27 protein-coding genes and 1 riboswitch are annotated in these 23,171 nt (G+C 46.6%); of the genes, 10 read left to right on the forward strand and 17 right to left on the reverse strand.

Annotated features, from left to right (window positions below; genetic code table 11):
- Window positions 1-15: 15 nt before the first annotated feature.
- Window positions 16-783, reverse strand: coding sequence for an enoyl-CoA hydratase/isomerase family protein (locus ACFYU8_RS08105; protein WP_390294155.1), 768 nt, complete (start codon window positions 781-783; stop codon window positions 16-18).
- Between the two features lie 88 nt (window positions 784-871).
- The gene (locus ACFYU8_RS08110; RefSeq protein WP_390294153.1) at window positions 872-1,249 is read right to left on the reverse strand and encodes a Spx/MgsR family RNA polymerase-binding regulatory protein; all 378 of its coding nucleotides are present in this window, start codon (window positions 1,247-1,249) and stop codon (window positions 872-874) included.
- A gap of 303 nt (window positions 1,250-1,552) precedes the next feature.
- Between ACFYU8_RS08110 and ACFYU8_RS08115 the strand changes: the two genes are divergently transcribed.
- Entirely contained in the window at window positions 1,553-2,251 is a 699-nt protein-coding gene (locus ACFYU8_RS08115) for a helix-turn-helix transcriptional regulator (protein WP_390294151.1), read from the forward strand.
- A 137-nt stretch (window positions 2,252-2,388) separates the two neighbouring features.
- Complete coding sequence (locus ACFYU8_RS08120) at window positions 2,389-2,655, forward strand: DUF2626 domain-containing protein (RefSeq protein WP_007723294.1); 267 nt, start codon at window positions 2,389-2,391, stop codon at window positions 2,653-2,655.
- Between the two features lie 56 nt (window positions 2,656-2,711).
- Here ACFYU8_RS08120 and ACFYU8_RS08125 read toward each other — a convergent pair whose 3' ends face one another.
- Window positions 2,712-3,809, reverse strand: a complete 1,098-nt coding sequence (locus tag ACFYU8_RS08125) for a class I SAM-dependent methyltransferase (protein WP_390294149.1) — start codon at window positions 3,807-3,809, stop codon at window positions 2,712-2,714.
- Between the two features lie 93 nt (window positions 3,810-3,902).
- On the opposite strand from ACFYU8_RS08125, the gene ACFYU8_RS08130 reads away from it, so the two are divergent.
- Window positions 3,903-4,976: a hypothetical protein gene (locus ACFYU8_RS08130; RefSeq protein WP_390294147.1), complete on the forward strand. Its 1,074-nt coding sequence runs from the start codon at window positions 3,903-3,905 to the stop codon at window positions 4,974-4,976.
- A 13-nt stretch (window positions 4,977-4,989) separates the two neighbouring features.
- Here the strand turns inward: ACFYU8_RS08130 and ACFYU8_RS08135 are convergent, their stop codons facing one another.
- The gene (locus ACFYU8_RS08135; protein ID WP_390294145.1) at window positions 4,990-6,228 is read right to left on the reverse strand and encodes a CapA family protein; all 1,239 of its coding nucleotides are present in this window, start codon (window positions 6,226-6,228) and stop codon (window positions 4,990-4,992) included.
- A gap of 94 nt (window positions 6,229-6,322) precedes the next feature.
- A complete protein-coding gene (locus ACFYU8_RS08140; protein ID WP_390294143.1) occupies window positions 6,323-6,970 on the reverse strand; it encodes an MBL fold metallo-hydrolase in 648 nt (215 codons plus the stop codon).
- A 62-nt stretch (window positions 6,971-7,032) separates the two neighbouring features.
- Between ACFYU8_RS08140 and ACFYU8_RS08145 the strand changes: the two genes are divergently transcribed.
- Window positions 7,033-7,533 (forward strand): hypothetical protein, encoded by a 501-nt coding sequence (locus tag ACFYU8_RS08145; protein ID WP_390294141.1) that lies wholly within the window; start codon window positions 7,033-7,035, stop codon window positions 7,531-7,533.
- A gap of 50 nt (window positions 7,534-7,583) precedes the next feature.
- On the opposite strand, the gene ACFYU8_RS08150 is transcribed toward ACFYU8_RS08145, so the two are convergent.
- Window positions 7,584-8,123: a hypothetical protein gene (locus ACFYU8_RS08150; protein ID WP_390294139.1), complete on the reverse strand. Its 540-nt coding sequence runs from the start codon at window positions 8,121-8,123 to the stop codon at window positions 7,584-7,586.
- A gap of 83 nt (window positions 8,124-8,206) precedes the next feature.
- Window positions 8,207-8,653 (reverse strand): hypothetical protein, encoded by a 447-nt coding sequence (locus ACFYU8_RS08155; RefSeq protein WP_390297181.1) that lies wholly within the window; start codon window positions 8,651-8,653, stop codon window positions 8,207-8,209.
- A gap of 139 nt (window positions 8,654-8,792) precedes the next feature.
- On the opposite strand from ACFYU8_RS08155, the gene ACFYU8_RS08160 reads away from it, so the two are divergent.
- Window positions 8,793-9,269 carry a DinB family protein gene (locus tag ACFYU8_RS08160; RefSeq protein ID WP_390294137.1) on the forward strand — a complete coding sequence of 159 codons (477 nt, stop codon included), beginning with the start codon at window positions 8,793-8,795 and terminating at the stop codon, window positions 9,267-9,269.
- A gap of 334 nt (window positions 9,270-9,603) precedes the next feature.
- Here the strand turns inward: ACFYU8_RS08160 and ACFYU8_RS08165 are convergent, their stop codons facing one another.
- Window positions 9,604-10,938 (reverse strand): PhoH family protein, encoded by a 1,335-nt coding sequence (locus ACFYU8_RS08165; protein ID WP_390294135.1) that lies wholly within the window; start codon window positions 10,936-10,938, stop codon window positions 9,604-9,606.
- A gap of 202 nt (window positions 10,939-11,140) precedes the next feature.
- Here ACFYU8_RS08165 and ACFYU8_RS08170 point away from each other — a divergent pair, with 202 nt between their 5' ends.
- Window positions 11,141-11,746, forward strand: coding sequence for a YhcN/YlaJ family sporulation lipoprotein (locus ACFYU8_RS08170; RefSeq protein WP_390294133.1), 606 nt, complete (start codon window positions 11,141-11,143; stop codon window positions 11,744-11,746).
- Between the two features lie 23 nt (window positions 11,747-11,769).
- Here the strand turns inward: ACFYU8_RS08170 and ACFYU8_RS08175 are convergent, their stop codons facing one another.
- From ACFYU8_RS08175 to ACFYU8_RS08185, 3 genes are all read right to left on the reverse strand, one after another.
- Window positions 11,770-12,957, reverse strand: coding sequence for a trans-sulfuration enzyme family protein (locus ACFYU8_RS08175; protein ID WP_390294131.1), 1,188 nt, complete (start codon window positions 12,955-12,957; stop codon window positions 11,770-11,772).
- A complete protein-coding gene (locus ACFYU8_RS08180) occupies window positions 12,954-14,117 on the reverse strand; it encodes an aminotransferase class I/II-fold pyridoxal phosphate-dependent enzyme (RefSeq protein ID WP_390294129.1) in 1,164 nt (387 codons plus the stop codon). The genes ACFYU8_RS08175 and ACFYU8_RS08180 overlap by 4 nt, the downstream gene beginning before the upstream one ends.
- Before the next feature lie 94 nt (window positions 14,118-14,211).
- Window positions 14,212-14,331, reverse strand: a riboswitch (SAM riboswitch).
- A 74-nt stretch (window positions 14,332-14,405) separates the two neighbouring features.
- Complete coding sequence (locus tag ACFYU8_RS08185; RefSeq protein WP_390294127.1) at window positions 14,406-14,864, reverse strand: pyridoxamine 5'-phosphate oxidase family protein; 459 nt, start codon at window positions 14,862-14,864, stop codon at window positions 14,406-14,408.
- Between the two features lie 137 nt (window positions 14,865-15,001).
- Here ACFYU8_RS08185 and ACFYU8_RS08190 point away from each other — a divergent pair, with 137 nt between their 5' ends.
- Window positions 15,002-15,343, forward strand: a complete 342-nt coding sequence (locus ACFYU8_RS08190) for a DUF5665 domain-containing protein (RefSeq protein ID WP_007723262.1) — start codon at window positions 15,002-15,004, stop codon at window positions 15,341-15,343.
- A 9-nt stretch (window positions 15,344-15,352) separates the two neighbouring features.
- On the opposite strand, the gene ACFYU8_RS08195 is transcribed toward ACFYU8_RS08190, so the two are convergent.
- From ACFYU8_RS08195 to ACFYU8_RS08205, 3 genes are all read right to left on the reverse strand, one after another.
- A complete protein-coding gene (locus tag ACFYU8_RS08195) occupies window positions 15,353-16,792 on the reverse strand; it encodes a hypothetical protein (RefSeq protein WP_390294125.1) in 1,440 nt (479 codons plus the stop codon).
- Window positions 16,793-16,980: 188 nt separating this feature from the next.
- Window positions 16,981-17,256 carry a hypothetical protein gene (locus ACFYU8_RS08200; protein WP_390294123.1) on the reverse strand — a complete coding sequence of 92 codons (276 nt, stop codon included), beginning with the start codon at window positions 17,254-17,256 and terminating at the stop codon, window positions 16,981-16,983.
- Between the two features lie 10 nt (window positions 17,257-17,266).
- Complete coding sequence (locus tag ACFYU8_RS08205; RefSeq protein ID WP_390294121.1) at window positions 17,267-17,593, reverse strand: YlaH-like family protein; 327 nt, start codon at window positions 17,591-17,593, stop codon at window positions 17,267-17,269.
- A gap of 231 nt (window positions 17,594-17,824) precedes the next feature.
- Between ACFYU8_RS08205 and ACFYU8_RS08210 the strand changes: the two genes are divergently transcribed.
- Window positions 17,825-18,298: a glutathione peroxidase gene (locus ACFYU8_RS08210; RefSeq protein WP_390294119.1), complete on the forward strand. Its 474-nt coding sequence runs from the start codon at window positions 17,825-17,827 to the stop codon at window positions 18,296-18,298.
- Between the two features lie 170 nt (window positions 18,299-18,468).
- On the opposite strand, the gene typA is transcribed toward ACFYU8_RS08210, so the two are convergent.
- Complete coding sequence (typA, locus tag ACFYU8_RS08215) at window positions 18,469-20,310, reverse strand: translational GTPase TypA (protein WP_390294117.1); 1,842 nt, start codon at window positions 20,308-20,310, stop codon at window positions 18,469-18,471.
- A gap of 139 nt (window positions 20,311-20,449) precedes the next feature.
- Between typA and ACFYU8_RS08220 the strand changes: the two genes are divergently transcribed.
- Window positions 20,450-21,061, forward strand: a complete 612-nt coding sequence (locus ACFYU8_RS08220; RefSeq protein ID WP_390294115.1) for a YhcN/YlaJ family sporulation lipoprotein — start codon at window positions 20,450-20,452, stop codon at window positions 21,059-21,061.
- Between the two features lie 79 nt (window positions 21,062-21,140).
- Here ACFYU8_RS08220 and speD read toward each other — a convergent pair whose 3' ends face one another.
- Entirely contained in the window at window positions 21,141-21,542 is a 402-nt protein-coding gene (speD, locus tag ACFYU8_RS08225) for an adenosylmethionine decarboxylase (protein ID WP_007723244.1), read from the reverse strand.
- A gap of 421 nt (window positions 21,543-21,963) precedes the next feature.
- On the opposite strand from speD, the gene ACFYU8_RS08230 reads away from it, so the two are divergent.
- Entirely contained in the window at window positions 21,964-22,452 is a 489-nt protein-coding gene (locus ACFYU8_RS08230; protein ID WP_390294113.1) for a GNAT family N-acetyltransferase, read from the forward strand.
- Between the two features lie 105 nt (window positions 22,453-22,557).
- Here ACFYU8_RS08230 and ACFYU8_RS08235 read toward each other — a convergent pair whose 3' ends face one another.
- On the reverse strand, window positions 22,558-23,154 hold the full coding sequence (locus tag ACFYU8_RS08235; protein WP_390294111.1) for a hypothetical protein: 597 nt from the start codon (window positions 23,152-23,154) through the stop codon (window positions 22,558-22,560).
- Window positions 23,155-23,171 lie beyond the last annotated feature (17 nt).

A 23,171-nucleotide genomic window follows, 5' to 3' on the forward strand; every position in this document is an offset into this window, starting at 1 on the left:
AAAGGACTACATCGATCAGGACGATGGGCGCTTTGTCAGGAAACTTTCCACTACGGCGACGTGTTCAGGGCTACCCCATAGATGCGCACATTGACTCACTTCGCGCCGGATTCGTTCTTCTTGCGGGATGCCCATACGCTTCCACTGCAAGATCTTCATGTACGCTTCAATGCCAGCTAGTGGTTGAGCCGCCACTTTCCGAGCGAATCGATATACTTCTTCATGCAGCTTCTCTTCTGTGTAAACCTCATCAACAAAACCGTAGGACTTGGCTTCCTCTGCACGTAATCTGTCACTAGTCAACAGGAGAGCGAGTGCTTTTGACTCTGGCAGCAAGTCCAACAGCCGACTTCCTCCACCCCAGCCTGTCGTAATATGCATGCTGATTTGTACAAACCCGAAAATCGCCCTTTCACTGGCAAACCGGAAATGACACGCGCCCGCAAACTCACAGCCACCTCCAACTGCTGCGCCGTTAATCATGGCAATCACTGGTTTGGAATACTGATCAATCGCTGACAAAAGCCCTGTTACTTTACTGAGCAATGGATAGGCCTGTTCAAAACCGCGCGCTGCAATAAACTGATTCAAATCGCCCCCGGAAACAAAGCTTCTTCCCGTCCCTGTCACAATCAAAACCTTTACCTCAGGATCAACTTGGCATTCTTGCAAGACCTGCTGTAGTTCATCAACCAGCTCCACGCTGATCGCATTATGTACATGCGGTCGATTTAATGTGATCGTGGCGATTCCGTCCTGCTTTTGCAAAAGCAAGGTTTCCATAAAAACTCCCACTTTCTTTATCAGGTTGTTGCTTTATTGTACCTTTCAGCGGACAAACAAAAAAGAGGAGGTATGCACCCCCTCTTTATTACGACAGCAGATTTTTCATGGCGGAAGAATTGAATCCGACGATCAGGTTTTCACCGTCAGTCAGGATCGGACGCTTCAAAAGCTGAGGATCTTCACTAAGCATTTCGAGCAGTTCCTTCACCGACATATCATTAACATCGACATCCAGGTTTTTAAAACGCTGACTTCTCATCGACAAGATTTCATCCAAGCCATTAGAAGTCATTTTGATGATATCCAGCAGTTCTTCTGCTGTCGGTGGATTTTTGAACAAGTGACGCTCTTCGTAATTCACTCCATTTTCTGCCAGCCATGCCTTCGCTTTGCGACAGGATGTGCAGCTCGGATAAGTGAAAAACGTTAATTTTTGTGTTTGTGTACGTTCAGCAACGGCCATTGGTTACCCCTCCATCTTAACTATCACGAATGATTTCATCTATAAAAGTCTTACCATTTGAAGTTCTTGATGTTTCGTTCAGTCCCTTACAAAAAGTTAGCCAATAAATTTTTTTCCTTACTTTGGATTTTAATGCTTCATTAACACTATGTCAATAGTAGTTAATCTAAAAACTAGACGAAAAATTCATGTGATATGCTGTTGTAGCACACTGCTACCTTAACAAGAAACACAAAATGGGATACACTTATGTGGATTGTTTACTCGAATTTATGGAGATTGTTTTGAGAAAGGGGTTTCGGCATGAACCACGATGCGCAAAAGTTAACCAGTTGTTTAGCTGACCCCACCCGTTTTTCCATTTACCAATTTGTCGCCTACTGTAAAGATCCCATCACGGTTCAGGATATAGCTGATCACTTCTCTATCCACCCTAATGTGGCACGCTTGCACTTAACGAAGCTAGAGGACGTGCATCTACTCACAGCTGTTACAGACAAAAGTGGTAAGGGAGGACGCCCCAGTCGGTTGTACTCATTATCTGAACAGGTTGTGAGTCTGCAATTCCCACCACGTGACTATCAGCTTCTGGCCGATATCGCGATTGAAAGTCTTCTCTCGCTCGGCGAAGCTGGCGAAGCCGCTCTAATTAAAATGGGACATCGTATTGGAACAGAGATGGCAAAACGGGCGGTTGTCCAAAGTGGAATCAATTTAGAAACTACCTCTATGGAAGAAAAATTGGACCTGATCCATCGGATTGTCGTGGCTCAGGGATTGAAACCAGACATCGAAGCAATGGATGAAGGAAAGCTGCGTTTTCGCGTAAATAATTGCACCTTCTCTGACAGTGCTAAAAAATATCCGAATGCCGTATGCCAGATGCATAACGCTCTGTTGATGGGAATATTCGAAACGTACTTAGGGAACATTGAATTACGTGAGGATGATTCCAAAATTCGCGGTTGCCAATCATGCAACTATACGCTAATTCAGTATTAGCACCGCAAGTCCAGTCTCTCCTCCCCGGGCGACAACAATCCGTCATACCTTTATCGTTTACACGTGTTCACCTGTCCTATATAATGGGGAAGGAATCTTGTAAATCTTACCGTTCGAGGCAAAAAGGGGGGACAAAAATGGATCGTATGTATCGCGTTCTTGGTTTCTGGACCATCGTGATCGCGTTGATGGCGTTCTGGGCAGAATTGTACCCGATGGCGCTCATCTTCTTCAGTTTGACTGCTTTCTTTGTAGCGCTGAGCTACATGAACCTGACTGAACGAGTATACCTAAACATTTTCTTCGGCTTTATGTTCCTGTCTTTTGTTGGATTCACGTATTACACGTTCTTCGTGATGCCTGTAGGCCCACAAGAACACGCTTTACTACAACTGATCATGTAAGAAAAAAGATGCTCGTCATGAGCATCTTTTTTTGTGTTCTCCGTTCTCCTCTTCTTTTACTCCCGGGTGCCTTTTTCTTGGACCATGACCCAAAAACGCCCACCCAAGCCAGCAGGATCGATCAACTGCTGGATCGCCCGATTCCGTTTCATCGCAACGCTCGTGAAAGGGTCTGTATCCATATGCGCGACCGCTTTATGAAGCAAGCCATTCCTCATCAAAAACCGCTCCTGTCTCATATAGTCTATTTCCCGTAAACCAGCCTTTTCTCCATACTCTTTCCACGCAGAAAAATTCACGTGTGTCGTCAAGTCTTGTTCGCCTATGTGGATATACGGATTCGTATGAGCTTGATGACGATGGTAGCACATCAGTGTTCCATTTTTGCGACTGGGATGGTAGAGCTCTTTTTGCAGGTCACCGTAATCAATGGTGATGACGAACCCTCTTTTCAACAGGCAGGAAACTTCTTGCGAGGCTTCTTCCATTGTCAAATTTACCTCGATACGCATTCCGACTGGCAGCTTCAAATTCAGCCCGCGCACATATTCCCCTAGCGCTGGAGTCATCTCCCCCAAACACTCTTCCAACCCGTCCTCACCAACACGCACCCACACTTCTTGCCAGCCGGATCTGGTTTTCTCTGCAATATGTACAGGGAACGCATCCAGCCATTCATTCGAGAAGATAACCCCTTCTATTTTTTCATGCTTGGCAGCTTCACTCACGGAAGAATACCACCGCTTCGAACCCTCGTGCCACTGGAGCGCCTCTTGCTGCATTTTCCGATGATACGGACTCGCTTCTATTAAAACGACCGTCAGTTCTTTGTATACCTCTGGCTTACTCTCACGGATGCGCTCCAGCATGTGACGACATACAGCCCCAGTTCCACCACCAATCTCAACAAGAACAGGCGAAGTAATATTCGCCTCCTCCCATAATGCCAAGAGGGCATCAGCGATCGTTTCCGCAAAGACGGGATGTACCGATGCACTTGTATAAAAATCTCCCGCTTTGCCTACTTTGGGTTGTTCGACCATATAATATCCAAAAGTGTCATGGTATAGTGCCAACTCCATAAAGCGCGCGAACGTAATCGCTTTCGCTGGTTGGTTTGCTATTTCCTTGCGAATCAGTTCGATCATCGTCATTAGCTCTTCTCCTGCTATCCAAATTCAACTAGATAAGGCTATAATACGAAAAGAAGCATACAATATGGAAAGGCAAAAGCAAAAGGTGAAATCATGCGCAAATTTCTTCTCGTCTTGTTCCTGCTTGTATGTCCACTGACGGTGTTCGCCCAGGAAGAGCCCGCTACCCCTTTGGAGCAGCTCATCCTCCAGCAGCATTTTACACAGAAAGAGCTGGAGCGAACCCTCACCTTACTTAAGGAAGAAGAGACGCGGACATACGGGGAAATCGCTCAAATGGATCTCGATTTGCAACGACAAAAGCTGGTGATGGAAGCGACACAACGTCGTGCCGGTGAGGTAGCGCGGGCCTACTATATGGGCGAGCGTACTAATCTTCTGACGTTACTATTAAATGCGGAAAATTTCAATCAGTTCTTATTGATGTACGACTTCTACGAGATCTTGTTCGAGCGTGACATGTCTCGACTAGAGTCCTATCATACTGAGCGCAGCAAGCTCACCGCGATGCAATCCGACAAAAAGAATCGATTGAACCAACTTCAAACGTTGCGAAAAAAATACGAGCTTCAATTAGCAGAGATGCTCGCCATTGCCGCTGAAAAAGAAAAAAACGTACAAAAACTGGATGACCCGACGATCGTGGAATCCATGATGAATCACTTGATATTAGACTGGGAAAAACGTGGTTTGCCCGCATTCCAAACGTTCTTTGGAATGCTTGCGCAGGTCATGGTTCAAGTTCCCGAGTTGGCGACGCCGGATCGAATTCAGTCGGATGGTCTCCTCAAACATACGCTAACCATCAACCAGACTGACTTCAACAATTTTTTGGTAGAGAAAGACGCCTTGTTCAAACAATCCCGTTTTTCATTTGAGGATAACAAGCTGACCGTGGAAGGCACGTATGATCAGATGGAGCTAAAGCTCGTTGGTAACTACGAGCTCGTCTCCCCAACCCATCTCAAATTCCACATTACCGAGCTGTACTTTGATGGCTTTGCCTTGCCTCAATCAACCGTGGAGGAAATGGAGGAAGCGTACGATCTCGGATTTTATCCGGAGCTGATCTCCCCCAATATCCAAGTACAAGGCATCACGCTGATGGACGAAGAATTAAAGCTCCAGTTACAACTCAATCTTCCATTTGGATTCGGAAAGAAGTAAAGCCAGCTATTTGTTAGCTGGCTTTTTTCTTGGAAACAACCTTATTTACATGAGCTGGTATTTCCTTCTGCAATTGTGTCATGTATTGAATCGCTTCTTTCGTAAGCGTAGGGTATTTCTGCCCCTGTTTCAGCTTTTCCAATGTTTCTGACACCGGGTAAATGACATAATTGCGCTTGTTATTTTTTCGATAAAAATGAACGTAGGTCGGAATCATTTCAGCGCTTTCGATGCTGGCCTCTCCTGACTCATTCTTGTACAGCACAACCTTCAGGATTGCGCCAACATCCTTGTAGTCCCATCGTTGCGCAGAGATGAAATTGCCCAAAGAATAGGTGATCAGCCCTTTGTGTTCACGCCCGTCTTCGAGGGTAACCGTCTTCCATTCGTAAGGTTGTACTACATGTGGATGCGCGCCCAATATCAAGTCCGCTCCAAATGTTAAAGCTTGCTCTGCGGTCTTGATTTGTTCAGGACTTGGCATGCGTTGATACTCATTTCCGAAATGAAGAGCCACTGCAACCAGATCGGCTCCCTTTTCTCTTGCCCGGGCGATGTCTTTTTTCATCAATTCCGGCGAAATCAGATTGACCAGATATGGCTTGCCTTCTGGAATCGCGATTCCATTCGTTCCGTACGTATACGATAGCAAGGCTAGTGTGAATCCGTCCTTGGTCAACAACAAGGGCTCATCCCGTTCCTCGGGACTTGCAAACGTTCCCGTGTGCTTCAGACCGGCTTCATCAAGATATTCGATGGTTTGCAGAACCCCTTGTTCTTTGCGGTCCATCGAATGATTATTCGCTGTCGATACCGCAGTAAATCCCATTTCCTTCAACGTATGTGCGAGCGACTCAGGAGAATTAAACATCGGATAGCCTGAGTATTTTGCCTGGCTACCGCTCATCGTTGTTTCAAGATTGCCGATGACCAAGTCTGCCTCACGGAACATCGGGATGACATTTGGGAAGAAACGTTTAAAATCATAGCTTTTCGTCGCTGGGTCCCAGACGGCATCCAACTGCTCCTGGTGCATCATGATATCCCCAACGGCAAGAAGGGAGATACGCTGTTCAGGAAATCTTGATGGCAATGTCGGAGGTTGCGTCTCCTGTTGATTAGGCACTGTCTGTGATGGTGTTTCGGGACCAGGCACTTTCACGTTGGGTGCTTGGGCGATGGGTGCTGCACACCCAACCAGACTCGTGCAGGCGATAATGAGAATGAGTGCCCATTTCCATGTTCGATTCATAATGAATAACTCCTTTAGTAAATGGTGACCCCCTTCATTTTCTCCACCATCTGACAAAATCCTCTCCCAATCTTTATAAAGAATAATGAAGGGACTAACGAAGCATGCCTGTGACAAACGGATTGTACGTTTTCTCGTAGTCGATCGTCGTCTTCGGTCCATGTCCTGGATAAACAATGGTTTCATCATCGAGCTCAAACAGTTTGTCTTGAATGCTGATCATCAGTGTCTCGTAATCTCCTCCGAAGAGATCCGTACGCCCGATGCTCTGGTTAAACAGAACGTCGCCACCGAAGCAGTGCTGGCCAATTACAAATGAGCAACTGCCCGGAGAATGACCTGGCGTATGCAGCACCTGAATGTGAAAACCTGCCAGCTCCAAAGTCTGACCATCCTCCAGGTCGTGCTCGGCCCGCTCACATACGATGAGTTCAGGCAGATTCCAGCGTCGCGATCCATTGAGATCAGGGTTGGTGAGCCATTCCTGCTCCAATGGGTGAATGCAAACCGGGGCTTTTGTCAATTCTCTTACTTGGTTAAGACCGCCAATGTGGTCCAAATGGGCATGCGTCAGAAGAATGGCAACTACGTTTTTATTCGCGAGAGCGTGGAGCAACTGATCTGGCTCCATACCCGGGTCAATCACAATGGTTTGGTTGGTCGCGGTGTTTGTCACCACATACGCGTTGGTTTGAAATGGTCCCAACGCATAGGATTCAATAGCAAAATTTTGATTCGTCATAGGAAACCTCCTTGATTTTTTGATACGATAGAAAAAATACGTTGCAAACATGGGGGTATGACATGCGCCATATGTACGGAATAGAACTAAATGTACCGGCCGGGAAGCTCCCTGGCTTCTATGCTCAAGTCATACATAAAATCGGAGATCATGTCAATGTCTTTGATCGGGACAAACTGCTTTTTATTGTAGAGAACCAAGCCGAACAAGAGAAGCTGGAAACCATTTTGGAGAAATCCAACATGTTAGGTGACGCTTTTTCACTACTGTTGCTCCCTTCAGCATCTACAATCGATCAACTCGATGATATCGGTTTTATCTCCCAAAATGAACATTTGTATGTATATGCAGATCGAGTTGCCATCGTAACGCTCGGGGCTTCTACCCAATCAGAAGATCAATGGGCAGCCATGGAGCAACTCCACGAGCATGTTCTAGGCGTGGTACCTGAAAATCCCCAACAACCTGAAGCCTACCTGATCGATCAAAGCTTGATTCCTTTGGCAGAGGGAATCGCGAAGGCTTATCAAGTGAACCTCGCTTGGCTCCATCCAACTGAATGAGTTCTACAAAAACAAAAAGGGAGTTCCTGATAAGCGAACTCCCCTCCTTTTTACGATGCTTTACGATCAAATCGGAACCATGCCACTTGATTGTCCACAAGACCAAAATTGGCGGTGTACTTGCCGCCTTCATATACCACTTCTTGTTCGCCCTCTCCTTTGCCATATAGCTTCTCTAGCTGTTCAGCGCTATCAAACATGACGAGTCCTCGATATGTTTTGAACTTTTGCACATCCTCACGGGGAACTCCTCCCAGCATGATCGATGTCAATTCACCTTTGTGTACTTTGATCATCATCTGGGTTTGATCAATCAAGAGCATCCCCATCACGGCGTCACCCGCCCCCTGGGCCATCTGCTCCACCGTGTAGCTTTGCCTTGTCACCATATCCATAAAATCAGCTTTTGTCGGCTTCAAGATATCCATCGCTTCTTTTATGTTCTGTCCGAGAAAAATGCCGTTCACTCCGTATTCCTTTTGATTTTCAGGGTCAAATGCAGCAGTTGGTTCCGACTGGGCCGAACACGCGACCAAGACAACTACAGCCAACACCCAAAACGCAGTCATTCGCAAGCGTTTCCAGATCATTCTCCTGTGCCCACCTTTGCTACCCGCTCTTTTGGTTATCTTAGCGTATCCGGCAAGCATCGGGCAAGCATCGGGAGACGAGCTTATTCTCGTGTTCCGCTGACTTTACGGCGCGGTCGATTTGGCGGCAGATTGCTGTCCACCGATTGTTTGAAGCTTTCTAATATTTTGAGGAGTGATGCGAAAAAAGGCGAGCCGAAAACCGCAACAATTCCCCACATCCAGGTTCCTAACTGCCACGAATTTTTTACATAAGCGGATTCAGAACCAGTTAAAATGAGAGCCGGGTCTAGACCAAGCATGCCAAAAATGACACCAGCAGCCAATACGGAAATAAGCAGATTGAAAAAGCGCTTGTAGTGCATCAATCGAGCAGCATGATACTGATCCTCCCAGCAATTTTCTTTCGCCTCATAGTCCGTCGCCAAAAAGGGAACGACTGATTTGAAAGCTTCCGTAACACCCGCTGCCGCGCTGGACACCGCTGTTATATAAATCAAAAAAGAAATAGATGAATCCAACGTAACCATCATTCTTCCCTCCTTTGTACATATGTATGGAGATGGAGGGACAACTTGCAAAGTTTTTTGCAGTTTGTATATTTCCCCTTTGTTGTTTATACGGTAACATGTGAAGTGCATGTAAATATGAGGAAGGGCAGGGATTGCTATGCAGGACTTTTCTTTTGTATGGAATCAGTATGACTTGATTCGCGGAATGTTTTTGGCGAGATTAACGGAAATAACCGAGGAAGAAGCAGACGTGGTTCCAGATGGCTTTAAAAACAACATTCGCTGGAATATTGGTCATATTCTCCTGACACAGGATTACTTGCTCTTCGGACCAGAAGGAATGAAATGTCCTCCGTATTACGCAGCGATGTTCTCTCCAGGAACCAAGCCTGCTGATTGGCAAAAAGAAGGACCTTCCCTCGAGACCTTAGCTGCAGAGCTAAAAGAACAACATGTGCGTATTAAAGAAGAATTGCATTCCCGTTTGAATGATCCATTGCCAAAACCGTTTCAACTAGGAGACAAAGGCACTATGCATACTTATGGGGAAATGATGGTCTTCACTCTTTTCCATGAAGGAATGCACATCGGATGTATTTCGTCATTGCGAAATGCGATCGCAGCTGCTACATAAGGAAATCGAACAAAGACGCGGGTATTTTTAATCCGCGTTTTTCTTTTTACCTCCGAATCTGCAAAAAATGAAAACCGCTCCAATGAGGAGCGGTCCTTGTCGAGCCCGAATTGCTTATGGGGTTCTACCGGTTATTCTCTTTGGCTCTTCAACCTCCATCGTAGAGAAAAGTAGCTAAAGGAATCGGTTAATCTCCATACGACTTTCGTCGATTGCTTGATCATGATTATCCACGGATCTTCGCCTCCTGCAAGGCATTTCGCCGTTTACTTACATGAATCATCGGGCTCGACAGAAATAGTATGACCTCCTCGCTGTTTTTCATACATCCTCTTTACAATAAATCTGCGGCCAGCTGTGCGAGCACACTCCGTTCGCCTTTTTCCAGTCGGATATGTCCAGCTAGCTTTTGGTCTTTAAACACTTCTACCACGTAGGTTAGACCGTTGTTGTTCTCATCCAGGTACGGATGATCAATCTGCTCCGGATCACCCATTAGCACAATTTTCGAGCCATCCCCTACCCTCGTCAGAATCGTCTTCACTTCATGCTTTGTCAAGTTTTGCGCTTCATCAATGATAATAAATTGTTCAGGGATGGAGCGCCCTCGAATATACGTCAACGCTTCCACCTGCAAGCTACCCATGCCTGCCAAAATTTTATCCAAATCACCTGGGCGTTTTGTGTTGAATAGATATTCCAAATTATCATAAATCGGTTGCATCCACGGCCGAAGCTTTTCTTCTTTTTCGCCGGGCAAATAACCGATGTCTTTTCCAAGCGGAACGATAGGTCTTGCCACTAACAGTTTTTTGTATTTTTGCTGGTCCTCGATTTGCAGCAGGCCCGCTGCTAATGCCAGCAAGGTTTTTCCTGTACCAGCCTTACCGGTCATAGTTACTAAAGGGATATCATCTCGTAGCAGCAATTCGGTTGCCATCCGTTGCTGCACGTTACGGGCTCGGATGCCCCAAATCGGATCATCATCTGACACAAGCATTTCTAACATTTTTCCGTCCGGGTCGACTTTTCCAATCGCTGAAATAGATGGGTTACATTCGTCCTTCAGCACTAAAAATTGATGAGGGTAAAAGCGATAGCGTGGGAAACAGGATGCCAGCTGCAGCTTTCTTGTCGCATAGTAGGTCTTGATGATATCGGATGCTACCATCATCTTCTGATAACCCGGATAAATACTGGAGAACTCCCCCACAACTCGATCTGAAAGAAAATCCTCTGCGGAAATATTCAATGCATCAGCCTTGACTCTCATGAGAGCATCCTTGCTTACCAAAATGACTGGTCTTGGCTGCGGTTTTCCGTTTTCCTCCTCTTGTAAGTTTAGTGCGACCGCCAAAATGCGGTTGTCATTACTCATTTCCGTGAATTGTTTCTGAAGGCGGTGGAATGAGGAATGATTCAGTTCCACTCGAAACAACCCACCTGTTTCTAGGGTAATACCAGTGTGCAAATGCCCCAGCTCTCGAAAACTGTCAAAGAGCCGAGATACGTACCGAGCATTGCGGCCAATTTCATCCATGTACCGCTTTTTGGAATCGATTTCTTCCAATACGACAGCTGGTATGACTATTTCGTTGTCAGCGAATGAAAACATCGCCCTTGGATCTTGCAGGAGTACGTTGGTGTCCAGTACGTAGATTTTCTTCAAAATCTCGCCTCCTATTACCCTTCTTATATACCCTATGCAATTTTTGGAGGGATGCTCAAGTGCGGCGACGTGATGTACTACAGTCTATGTTCAGGTAGACAGAGATAGACGACCCATTGACAGAATGAAAATGGGCAGCCCAGAACAAAATACTTGTAACCCTGCCCTCCTCACGAAGGAAGGCAATACTGGGAAAGGGAGAATGCCTGTGAAACGGATCATGATCTGCTGCCTCGGTTTTAGCTTGTTGCTTACAGCATGCATGTCGGGCAATAATCCGCCGGCGAATCAGGCCGCAAAACAGCCCAAGCATGCCACTCATACTCAACGCGTTCAGCAAACAGTTCCTAAGCCTGCTTATAATCAATCTTCTCAAGCCACCGCTGATCGTCTGGTCCAACTGGCAACACGTGTGAAAAGGGTACACAGCGCGACTGCTGTAGTCTTGGGCAAATATGCCGCAGTCGGTATTACAGTTGATCCGAATCTGGATCGCCCAGAAGTCGGCGTCATTAAGTATACGGTTGCGGAAGCACTGAAAGAAGATCCTCAAGGAGCGAACGCTGTCGTAACCGCAGACCCTGCCGTCGTACAGCGGTTACGGGAGATGAGAGATGATATTCGTCGCGGTCATCCTGTTGCCGGCATTACGGAAGAGTTAGCGGATATCGTAGGTCGGATTATGCCGCAGCTGCCGCGTAGCGTGCAGCCTCGTGAAGAAACACCTTCTCAAGTAAAAGAAAAACGCATGCACAAAGAGCCGCAAGGACAAAACAAAATCAACGCAAATCGTACAGGAACACCTTAAAAGAAAAGAGGTATTCCCCGGATTTAAGCCCGGGAGAATACCTCTTTTTCTTTATTGACTAATGCTTCAGAAGGCAAATAATCCAATGCTTGCTTCAAATCTGCCACCAAGTCATCGAAATCCTCTAAACCAGCTGACAACCTGATCAAACCATCCGTAATTCCTCTTGCAGCTCTTTCCTCAGCAGGCATCGCTGCATGAGACATCGTAGCTGGGTACGAAAGAATCGTTTCCACTGCCCCGAGGCTAACGGCCACAATCGGCAATTTTACGCGATCAAATAACGCTTTCGCTCGCTCGCGGCTCCCTACATCAAAGGAAAGAACAGCCCCATGACCACTCGCTTGTTCTGTCTGAATCAGGTGACCGGGGTGATCCGCCAGTCCCGTATAGTAGACTCGGCTTACTTGTGGATGCGTAGACAACCAGTCAGCCAAGCTCGCGGCTGTCTTCGTGCTCACATCCAGACGGGCTTTCAATGTTTTGAGCCCACGCATCACGAGCCAGCAGTCCTGCACACCCAAAATCGCTCCCATGCCATTCTGGATAAAGTAGAGCTGCTCCCCTAACGCAGCCTCTCTCGTCACGGCAAGACCTGCCACGACGTCGCTATGACCTCCGATAAACTTCGTCGCGCTATGAATGACCACATCTGCTCCAAGTTCCAATGGACGCTGGTAATACGGGGTTAGGAACGTATTATCGACAATGACGAGCAAGCCATGCTCCTTCGCGATACGAGAAACCGCAGCAATATCTGTCACCTTCAAGGTGGGATTGGAAGGGGTCTCTAGGTAAACGCCTTTCGTCGCCGGTGTAATAGCTGCACGAACAGCTTCTGTCTCTGTCGCATCCACGAATGTAACGGAGATGCCCATTCTCGACAATACCTTGGTCAAAAACCGAAACGTACCTCCGTATACATCTTCCGCCACTACCACATGGTCTCCGGCTGAAAACAGCATGAACACGCTGGAAATAGCAGCCATGCCAGATGAGAATGCAAAACCCCGTGCACCTCCCTCCAGCGACGCAATGGCTTCCTCTAGAGCCTGCCTCGTCGGATTGCCTGATCTGGCATAATCGAAAGAACCTGGCTGATCGATATCAGCCTGATGAAACGTAGAAGCCTGATAAATGGGAACCGACGACGCACCTGTGAACGGGTCAATGCAAGTCGAACCGTGGAGGATCTTGGTTGCAAAATTCATCGTACACTCCCCCCTACGACCAAACTAGCATTCAATGCCTGAAACAAATCGGCTACGACATCATCTGGATGCTCGATGCCAACCGACAGTCGCAACAATCGATCACAAACACCGACATGCACTCTGACTTCTTGCGGGATATCGGCGTGAGTCTGCGTCGCCGGATACGTACACAATGACTCGACACCACCCAGACTTTCCGCAAAGGACACGATTTGCAGATTTTGCAGGAACAATCCCACCTGCTCTACATCGCGTACACGGAACGATACCATCCCACTATGCCCAGTCGCTTGATTCACCTGTATCTCATGCCCCGGATGCTCTGGCAGACCTGGATAAAATACCTCCGCCACTGCCGGATGCTCACGCAGCCCTTCCGCTACAATCAAGGCATTGGATTGATGACGCTCCATGCGCAATGCCAATGTTTTCATCCCGCGAACGAGAAGCCAGCAATCTTGTGGTCCAAGTACAGCACCGATTGAATTGTGCAAAAACCGGATTTTTTCCGACAACTCTTCCCCTTTTGTTACGATGAGTCCAGCCAGCACATCGTTATGTCCTGCCAAATACTTGGTTGCACTATGTAAGACGATATCTGCACCAAGCTCTAGTGGGCGTTGACAATACGGGGTTAAGAATGTGTTATCTACAATCGTAAGGAGCCCGTGTTGTTTCGCCAATTTCGTTACTGCTCGAATATCGGTAATCTGCATGAGCGGATTGGTTGGTGTCTCGACGAAGATGGCCTTTGTATCTGGGCGAATCGCATTTTTGAGTGCACCAATGTCACGCAAATCCACATACGAAAACGTAAGACCATAGCGAGAGAGCACTTGCTCGAACAAGCGATAGGTTCCTCCGTACAGATCGAGTGAAACGATTAGATGATCCCCTTGGGAAAACAAGCCCATGACGGTATGAACAGCAGCCATTCCTGAAGCGCAAGCGAAACCTGCATCTCCTGATTCCGCTTCAGTGATGGTCTCCTCCAGGATAGTGCGAGTAGGATTGGCTGTACGTGTATAATCATATCCAGTGCTCTGGCCCAAGGCAGGATGGCGATAAGCCGTTGCATAGTAAACAGGAAAGCTCACCGCCCCTGTTTTTTCGTCTCTGCCTACTCCCGCCTGAATCAACTTCGTTTCTAATTTCATATCTGTTTCTCTCCCTCCAATAGTGTTCGAGGGCATCAAAAAAGCCCCCTTTCCTCTGAAAGAAGGCTTTGTTTACGTCACCGTAAGCAAATCCTTCTCATCTTTCAGAGTTTGATAACTCTGCAGGAATTAGCACCATTATCTCCCTGTTAAAATACAGGTGATTGGTTGCCGGGCATCATCGGGCCAGTCCCTCCGCCGCTCTGGATAAGAAGATTGCTATTCAATTTGATTGACCCTAATACTAAAGGATCGGCAGGATTCTTGTCAACAATTTATTTCCACCCGTTAGTTTGCATCTTTTAAGGCAGTCATAACTTGATTGTCCAACTTCGCTGCCGCGTTTTTATCATATGTCTTTTCATATTGAGGTTCTACGGAAATACGGGAACCGTAAAACATAATATCACGAACGGCCTCAATTTTGATTTCCGCCATGGCTAGCTTGAGTGGAACACCCTCCAGTCGGTCTGTTTTGACGGTAGCACGACCATTAATGGCAAAAGAGGAGCCAGCACCGATCAAATGCAGGACAACTTGTGGTTCCTTTGCAATATTAGCCAAAATACGTGAGCGGTTATCCACGGCAAAACGAATCGTATCGGCGGTGACAGCATACGTCCAGGACAAGGAGCTGAGCGATGGTGCCCCTGACTCATGGTCTACTGTGCCCAAGGTAACAAAACGCTCCTTTTGCAAGAGCTTGTATAAATCTTCGGAAAGAGATTGGGAAACAGTTTCAGCCATTTCAAAGCCTCCTAACAAACGTTTTGTACGTTCATTGTACTCTTCGCATAGCCGATAGGCAAACCTTTCCTCTTCACCTTGATTCTGGTTGTCTTTTTCCCTAGACTGGTAGTAACGATACCGAATTGTGGAAGGGGATGGACAGCTTGTCACCTACAGATCGCCTCATGCAACAAATAGATCAAGTTCTTGAAGAGCTTCAGGAAGTTCGAAAGGTAAATGAGCGGATGCATAAAATTGCGATGTTCCTGGAGGATATCCGATTAGCAGATGTGATTCAAAATTACACAGCCCCGCGCAAGCTGCTCTGGATCAATTTCCTCGCAGGTCTTGCCCGGGGTCTGGGGTTGACGATTGGTACTGCTATCGTTTTAGCTTTCCTCGGCTCCCTCTTGACGCAATTTCTTTCGATCCCCATTCTGGGGGATTACATCAGACAATTGGTGGAGTACGTCGAGACTTACAAGCAGCGGCCTTAACGATAGAGACTAGTCTCTGTCTCCTTGATCGTTGTCATCGTCGTCATGATCATCATCGTGGTTGCCATGTTTTTTCCAATATCCATACGCGTTGCCGTTGGGATGCTTATCTTTATCTTTATCTTTATCTTTATCTTTATCTTTATCTTTATCTTTATCTTTATCTTTATCTTTCTGCTTCCCTTTTTCTTTTTCTTTTTTCTTTTTGTCATCATCATCGTCATCTGTTTTCTTCACAGGCTCGACAATAACTTTTGTGCTTAATGCGACGTCAGCTTTCTTGACCAGCTTATCGTTTTCATACAAGGCAAATTGAATCGATTTGGCGCTAAAGGAGTGATTCTTGTAAGACAATGTCAAAGAAAACTCACCTTTGTCATTCGGTTCAATTTCTTTTTTCTTCCCGTCAGGAGCGATTACAAACAATTTAGTATCGTCCTTTTTATTCCAGCCGCTTACTGTCCCCTTCACCTGAATGGACTTGGCTGCAGGATTGTTTACAGCAGTCGCCTTGATGGCATATGCGGTAGCTTGATCCTTGTCAGGAGCGTTCACGATTTCTACCTGAACGGACTCGGAATCAACCTTCTTGCCATTCTCGTAAACCTCGATCAAGGCTTTTTGATCTTTCGCTGCTTGTACGTCCTTTACTGAAACCGTAAAGCTGCCTACGCCATCCCACAGCTTCTTCACGTTTGCCTCTTTTTTCACACCATTATAGGTGACAGTTACTTTGTCTGCCCCCTGCTTGACAATTCCTTTAACTTTTAATTCCTTTTTCTTCGCATCCAAAACAGACATCGTATGGATGATCATTTCCTTATCTTCTTCTGCTTTCGGAACAATCTTTACCTTTTCGCTATCTACCAACTTACTGCCTTCATAGGCACTCACGGTTACATACGGTTCATAGGATGCATCAGGAGCTTCAAAGCTGACCGTAAAAGAGTGCTCCTTAGTTGGAACGACTTCAATGATGTCGGAATTCGGCTTTTTCACAACCACCTTGGTGACATTCGAAGTCACAATCCCCTTTATGTACACTTTGTTATTTTCAGTCTTGGCATTTACACTCACGATTTCTTCATCATTGTCTGTCAAGCGCACTTCCAGCCAAATATCGCTGTAGTACTCGTTGTAAATACGCTCCCACTCCGCCTTGTTTTCTTCCATAAAGGTTTGCAGCTTCGTATTCAAGTTAATCTCTTCTACAATGATGTACAAGTGATCCGCTTGATTTTTCAAGAGCATATTCAACGTGGTTGGATCATTTTGGGCAAGCTCTTTCAGATTGTAGCGTGTGACTTGCTTCCCCTCGTCATTCATGACTACCTTTGTGGCACTTGGACTAGCAATCGAGCTTGCATCGGCAAAAATCGGCGTCAAGCACCCAATAATACCTGCAGCTGTCACCACGGCTAATACGGGCTTCGTCATGTACTTTTTCAATGGTAGTTCCCCCTTCTAGTCTGTCAAAATCCCCGTGTTTGTATGGGGCATGAATATTGACGGGAAATCTTTTTCAAAAGTTGCATCATCCAAGAAACCGCGGCTTATTACCTATGACAAGCCCTTGATACAAAAAAACTCCACCCACCTTCCGAACCATTTCGGCAAGTGGGGGAGTCTTTGTCCCGTTAATTACAATTGTACTTGGGTTCACTCTCAATCGCGACCAGTAAAGCTTCGACTGATTCCGCCGGGTATCGCACTTCCATAGACTGTGAATCAGCGTTTCCAAATAGCACGTACCAGCTGCCTTCCTGACGATAGCCGATATCGCTGATTTGATGATCCTCTTTCAGCAATTGCAAGAAAAAAGCAGCTGTATCCAAAGCAGAGCGGTCTTCTGGTCGCGCATCGGCAACCACTTGGATTTGGAGCCAATTAAAGAGTGCATCTTCACGTTTCACGCGGTTCTCCTCACTTTCGCCCCGTTTGCTCCGGCTTGATCCGTACCTTCACTATCACGAGAATTGCAATCGCCACGAACATTGCACTTTTCACAGGAAGCTGCACATCCAAAATAGCGAAAATGAGGGCTCCAGCAAACAATAGAATGTACAGAAGCACGTTTTTCAAAATAGGCATACGGATACGGGTAGCAAAGCCAAGATAATAGACGATAATTAATTCCACGAACAAAATCCAAGCCCGATATTTATCAGCCCATACGCGAAAGCTATCATATGCTGTGAGCTGATCTGGATTAGTTGGCACATAAGTTGATGCGATTTGTATCCAGTCCATCAGTTATCTCTCCTGTCTTCAAGCGGTGAAACTCCTAACGCTTCACATGCCACTACATAGGCGGAATGAAACGAATAGTCACTCCTTTTTTCTTAGGAAAACGCTATCTTTCTTACTTTATCAGGTGGTGGATTCTGTGTCAAAAAACGGTAGTCCTTTCCATGTTGCTGGCATGATTTTCGCCGTACATGCTATGATGAGGATACGTCAGTAGAAAAAGGTGGGAATAAGATGAGCTTGTATGATATTGCCGTCAAAACGATTTCCGGTGAAGAGAAGACATTAACCGCCTTCAAAGGGCATGTACTGCTAATCGTGAATGTCGCTAGCCAATGCGGCCTTACTCCTCAATACAAAGGGCTACAGGAGCTGTATGAGCGCTATCAGGATAAGGGTCTCGTCGTTCTTGGCTTCCCTTGCAACCAGTTCGCTGGTCAAGAGCCAGGAACAGAAGAAGAAATCGCAACGTTCTGCGATCGAAATTATGGCGTGACGTTTCCACTGTTTGCGAAGCTTGATGTCAATGGTCCTGGTACTCACCCGTTGTATCAGTACTTGAAGGAGCATGCCCCGAACGAAGAAAATCAAGATATCGAGTGGAACTTCGCCAAATTCCTCGTGGATAAAAATGGTCATGTCGTAAAACGCATCGGTGCTCGTACACAGCCCGAGGAGCTCGTCTCAGATATTGAAAGTCTCCTATAAGGACTCCCTTGAAAAGTCAAAAGCTCCCGCACCCAATCGCTGAGCAGGAGCTTTTTTTCGTTGGCGTCAGTGGGCTCATCCCCGCTTCAACTCATCGACATGACCAATCAATAAAACGAAAACGCCACTTCATCCCTTAACAGGATACAGTGGCGTTTCTCATTTTAAGCTTATGCTTGCGGTTGTACTTCCCAACGTCTTTGCTTCTCGTAGCGCTCACGATCTGATTTGTTCAGATATTTTTTGCGCAGACGAACGGATTGAGGAGTTACTTCGCACAGCTCGTCGTCATTCAAGTACTCCAATGCTTCTTCAAGAGAAAGAAGGCGTGGAGCCTTCATTTTTACGGTCTCATCTTTGTTAGCAGAACGTACGTTAGTCGCATGCTTTTCTTTACATACGTTAACAGTCAGGTCATTGTCGCGGTTATGCTCGCCCACGATCATTCCTTCATATACTTCTGTACCTGGCTGAATGAACATCATTCCGCGATCTTCTACGGACATCAGGCCGTATGTGGAGGCTGTACCTGTCTCATGGGAAATCAGTACCCCTGCGTGACGTCCACCTACCGCTCCTTGAACCAGCGGACGATAGCTGTCGAAGGAGTGGTTGAGAATGCCGTAACCACGTGTGATGGTCAAGAACTCGGTACGGTAACCGATCAAACCACGGGATGGAATGATGAACTCCAAACGTACTTGTCCGAAGCCGTTGTTGATCATGTTCACCATTTCGGCTTTGCGTTGACCCAATGTCTCCATGACAGGCCCTGTATATTCTTCAGGCACGTCAATGATCAAGAGCTCTGCAGGTTCCATTTTTTGACCGTCGATCATACGGATGATAACTTCAGGCTTGGATACACCTAGCTCAAAGCCTTCACGACGCATGTTTTCTACTAGAATGGACAGGTGCAATTCACCGCGTCCAGATACTACATACGCATCTGGCGAATCTGTTTCATCCACACGAAGAGATACATCTGTCTCCAGCTCAGCCATCAGACGATCGCGCAGTTTGCGGGAAGTAACGTGCTTACCTTCGCGACCAGCAAACGGGCTGTTATTCACCAGGAACGTCATTTGCAGAGTAGGTTCGTCAATTTTCAGCAATGGCAATGCTTCTGGATGGTCAATATGACAAACAGTTTCCCCTACGTTAATATCGTCAATACCCGAAATCGCTACGATATCTCCCGCTCTTGCTGTTTTTTGCTCAACTCGTTGCAAACCGGAGAAACCGAACAATTTTTGAATACGAGCTTTTTTCACATTACCTTCACGAGTGGTTACCGATACCATATCATTCAGGTTCATGGTTCCGCGATAAATACGGCCAATCCCGATACGACCCAAAAAGTCGTTGTAATCCAGCATGGTTACTTGCATTTGGAGCGGAGCAGATTCGTCTGCGTCAGGAGCAGGCATATGCTCGATGATGGTGTCAAACAGTGGGCGAAGGTCGCCTTCCAGTTTATCTGGCTCATGTCCGGCAATTCCTTGCAGACCGGAAGCATACACGATTGGGAATTCCAATTGGTCTTCCGTCGCATCCAGATCAATGAACAGGTCATACACTTCGTTGATAACTTCTTGAGGACGTGCATTGTCGCGGTCTACTTTGTTCACGACAACGATTGGGGTAACTTTTGCTTCCAGCGCTTTTTTCAATACAAAGCGTGTTTGTGGCATACAGCCTTCGAATGCATCGACGATCAAAAGAACGCCATCCACCATGCTCATGATACGCTCAACCTCGCCGCCGAAGTCAGCATGGCCCGGTGTATCCAGGATATTGATGGTGAATTCATTGTATTGTACGGACGTAGTTTTCGCCAGGATCGTAATTCCACGCTCGCGCTCTAGGTCGTTGGAGTCCATCATTCTCTCCTCTACCTGTTGGTTAGAGCGGAATGTGCCCGATTGGATCAATAGTTTGTCAACCAGAGTCGTTTTCCCGTGGTCAACGTGGGCAATAATTGCAATGTTGCGTATGTCAAGACGCTTCATGTGAACCTCCTCTATTATGCATACCTTCCATATTAACAGGTCGTGAAACGTGGCACAATGGGCAGTTTTTTACGGGAGCCACTTCCTGAGTAAGGGACTTTATTTTCGTCATACTAAGAGAAATGGAGGTGGCATACGTATGAAACGGTACGGCCCGAAATATTTGGTTGGCTTGGTTATCATTGCAACCATAATGAGCGGATGCGCAAGCTCGAGCAGCCATCCAAAAAATCAAGCGCACACACAAAGTACCACCAATCAGCAAGCCCCCGGTGCCAGGACCAGCCTCGCTCATGATTATCATGCCTACACTGGCACAATCAATGCCCGCAATTATCGAAACGGCTATACGGTCAATGGCTTTAATCAGGATTTGGCTGAACAGCTCACCTTGGCCGCAGATGACGTGCCTGGTGTAGAACGTGCTACTGTGCTCGTAAATGGTACGGATGCCGTCATCGGGATTCGTGTTCGGAAAAATTTTGGCCCTGAGCAAACGCGCGTAATTGAACAGCAAGTCCACTCAGCCGTTCGTTCACGTGTGCCCAACTTTTCAATCCAAGTAGCCTCCGATGCGGCCACATTTGATCGGCTTCGCGCCATCCATGCAGATATTTATGAAGAAGCGACGCATCGGACCAATCAAGTCTATGTGAAGCCCGATATGAAAAGCCAGATTACCAATACTTCCACGGAATTTCGTTCGCTGCTCCACGATCTTAGCCGCAGAATTCCTACTGTTACTCCATGATGACAAACTTGATCCGAAGCTCCATATAAAAGAGGTGCGGAATCAGCCCGCACCTCTTGAAAACTTTTCCATTTGTTACTTACTTTGCCGCTTCAACCAGTTTCATTTCTGGCTCAACAACTTGCAGTTCACCCAAACCACGAACTAATTTCTTCGCGTAAGTTTTTTCCGGCTTCAGCACGGAAACCAAGTAGTCGATGGCAATTTGCGGATCAACGGTTTCCCCACACGTGTAGCAATCCAGAGCTGCGAAGCCGCGCTCAGGATACGTATGAATGGACAGGTGACTTTCCGAGAGCAGAACCAGTACGGTAGCACCCTGAGGAGAAAACTGCTTCGCTTGCACACTCAGTACCGTAGCACCGCATGCCTCAGCAGCCTCAATCATTTCCTTTTTCAAAAATTCTGCGTCGTTCAACAAATCAAACTGAACTCCCCATGTGTCAACAGCAACGTGTCTTCCGAAAGTCGAATATTCCATCTTTCGGTTCCCCCTTCCTAACGAGTGTAATGTTAAACATCGCTAGGACCTGCGTCATTCACTAACGGGGGCGGTTTCCGTTGTTATCCACCCTTTAAAGTGAATCCTGGTTCCTAATCCTGTTTCCAACGAAAACAACAATACCATGCATAGGCCTAGTTTGACAATACCCTTTTTCAATAATCTAAAAGAACAATACAAATAAGCTGACGACTTTCTCTATAGGACGAAGCGCCGCCACCTGCTACACACGGCTTTTCGCCTATTTTCCCTTATTCGTTTTTTAGCGCTTCCCGGATATTGTCGTTTACTCTCAAGCTATTTTTGATAAACTTTACCATCCTCACTCGCCCATAACCCTTTTGAAGTGTGCTAAACTTTCAGAAAAGGAAATGAACCAGAATGGAGAGGATCGCAACCCATGATTACTATCCGTAATGCCACAACAGAAGATTTGCCAGCATTGATCGCCATCGAGCACCTTTGCTTCTCGCCAGAAGAAGCTGCGACACAAGAAGCATTTGAGAAGCGCATTCGATTGATTCCTGACAGTTTTTTGGTAGCGGAGGCGGATGGGGTCGTTGCAGGTTTGGTCAATGGACCTGTCACTGAATCCCCCTTCATTACCGATGATTTGTTTCAAACGATTAAAGAAAATCCGGCGACTGGCGGACATCAAACCATTTTAGGATTAGCGGTTTCTCCCGCTTTTCAAAAACGTGGCATTGCCTCCATGCTCCTAGCACACCTGGAAGCATCAGCAAGAGCGTCCGGTCGTGAGACGATCACGCTGACGTGTAAGGAAGATTTGATTCGCTACTATGAAAGCCATGGATACCTCAACAACGGTGTTTCTGACTCCGATCATGCTGGAGTAATTTGGTACAATATGAGCAAGCCATTACGCTAAGTGAGGGCACAAAGCAAACGCGGGCATCCCTTGTTAGAAGGGGTACCCGCGTTTTATTAGTCACTGCGATACATAAAAAAGGGCGCCCAAGGCACCCTTTTCTCACTAAACTTCTAATTCAAATAGACGCCGCGATAACGTAACTAATCGAACATCAATTGCTGGAAGTTTTTCCGGGGCAGTTCTCTTTGCCCAATTACGCAAATCCAGCCATCGGTCCGTTTCTTGACGTAAGGACTCAATCTCTTGCTCACTGCCCACTTGCTGGAACAACGCCTCCAGCTCATTGACCATGTGCAGAGAGTTATTTTCAAAGATGGACACTTCTTCGTCTCCGGTTAGCTCCTGAATGCTCACAACCGATCCTTGATCGTAGTGATACACCATTGTGAAGCCATCATAAATCCGGTGGACAATTCCATAGCCTCGGAACGTTTTCATTGCTTTTCTCATAGCATTTGCCAGCTGCCGATCTTGGATCAGATACGAGCTGTCGCATGAGTAGCGGCTGCCAACCCGGCAAAAACTCAATTGAATTTCGCCGTTCTTGTCATTCAAGATTACGTCACGATCGCCATTGTCACACACTTTGACTTGGACTGAAATGTGATCATTGGTGAAAAGCGAAACGAACTGGTTCAGCTCTTCTTCATTCACCGTGAAATAGGCCTTGGCGTAATTAGTTGCTAAACGCTGTGCCATAAATATCTCCTCAATTC

The sequence above is a fragment of the Brevibacillus sp. NPDC003359 genome, from assembly GCF_042878995.1.
Lineage (GTDB): Bacteria > Bacillota > Bacilli > Brevibacillales > Brevibacillaceae > Brevibacillus.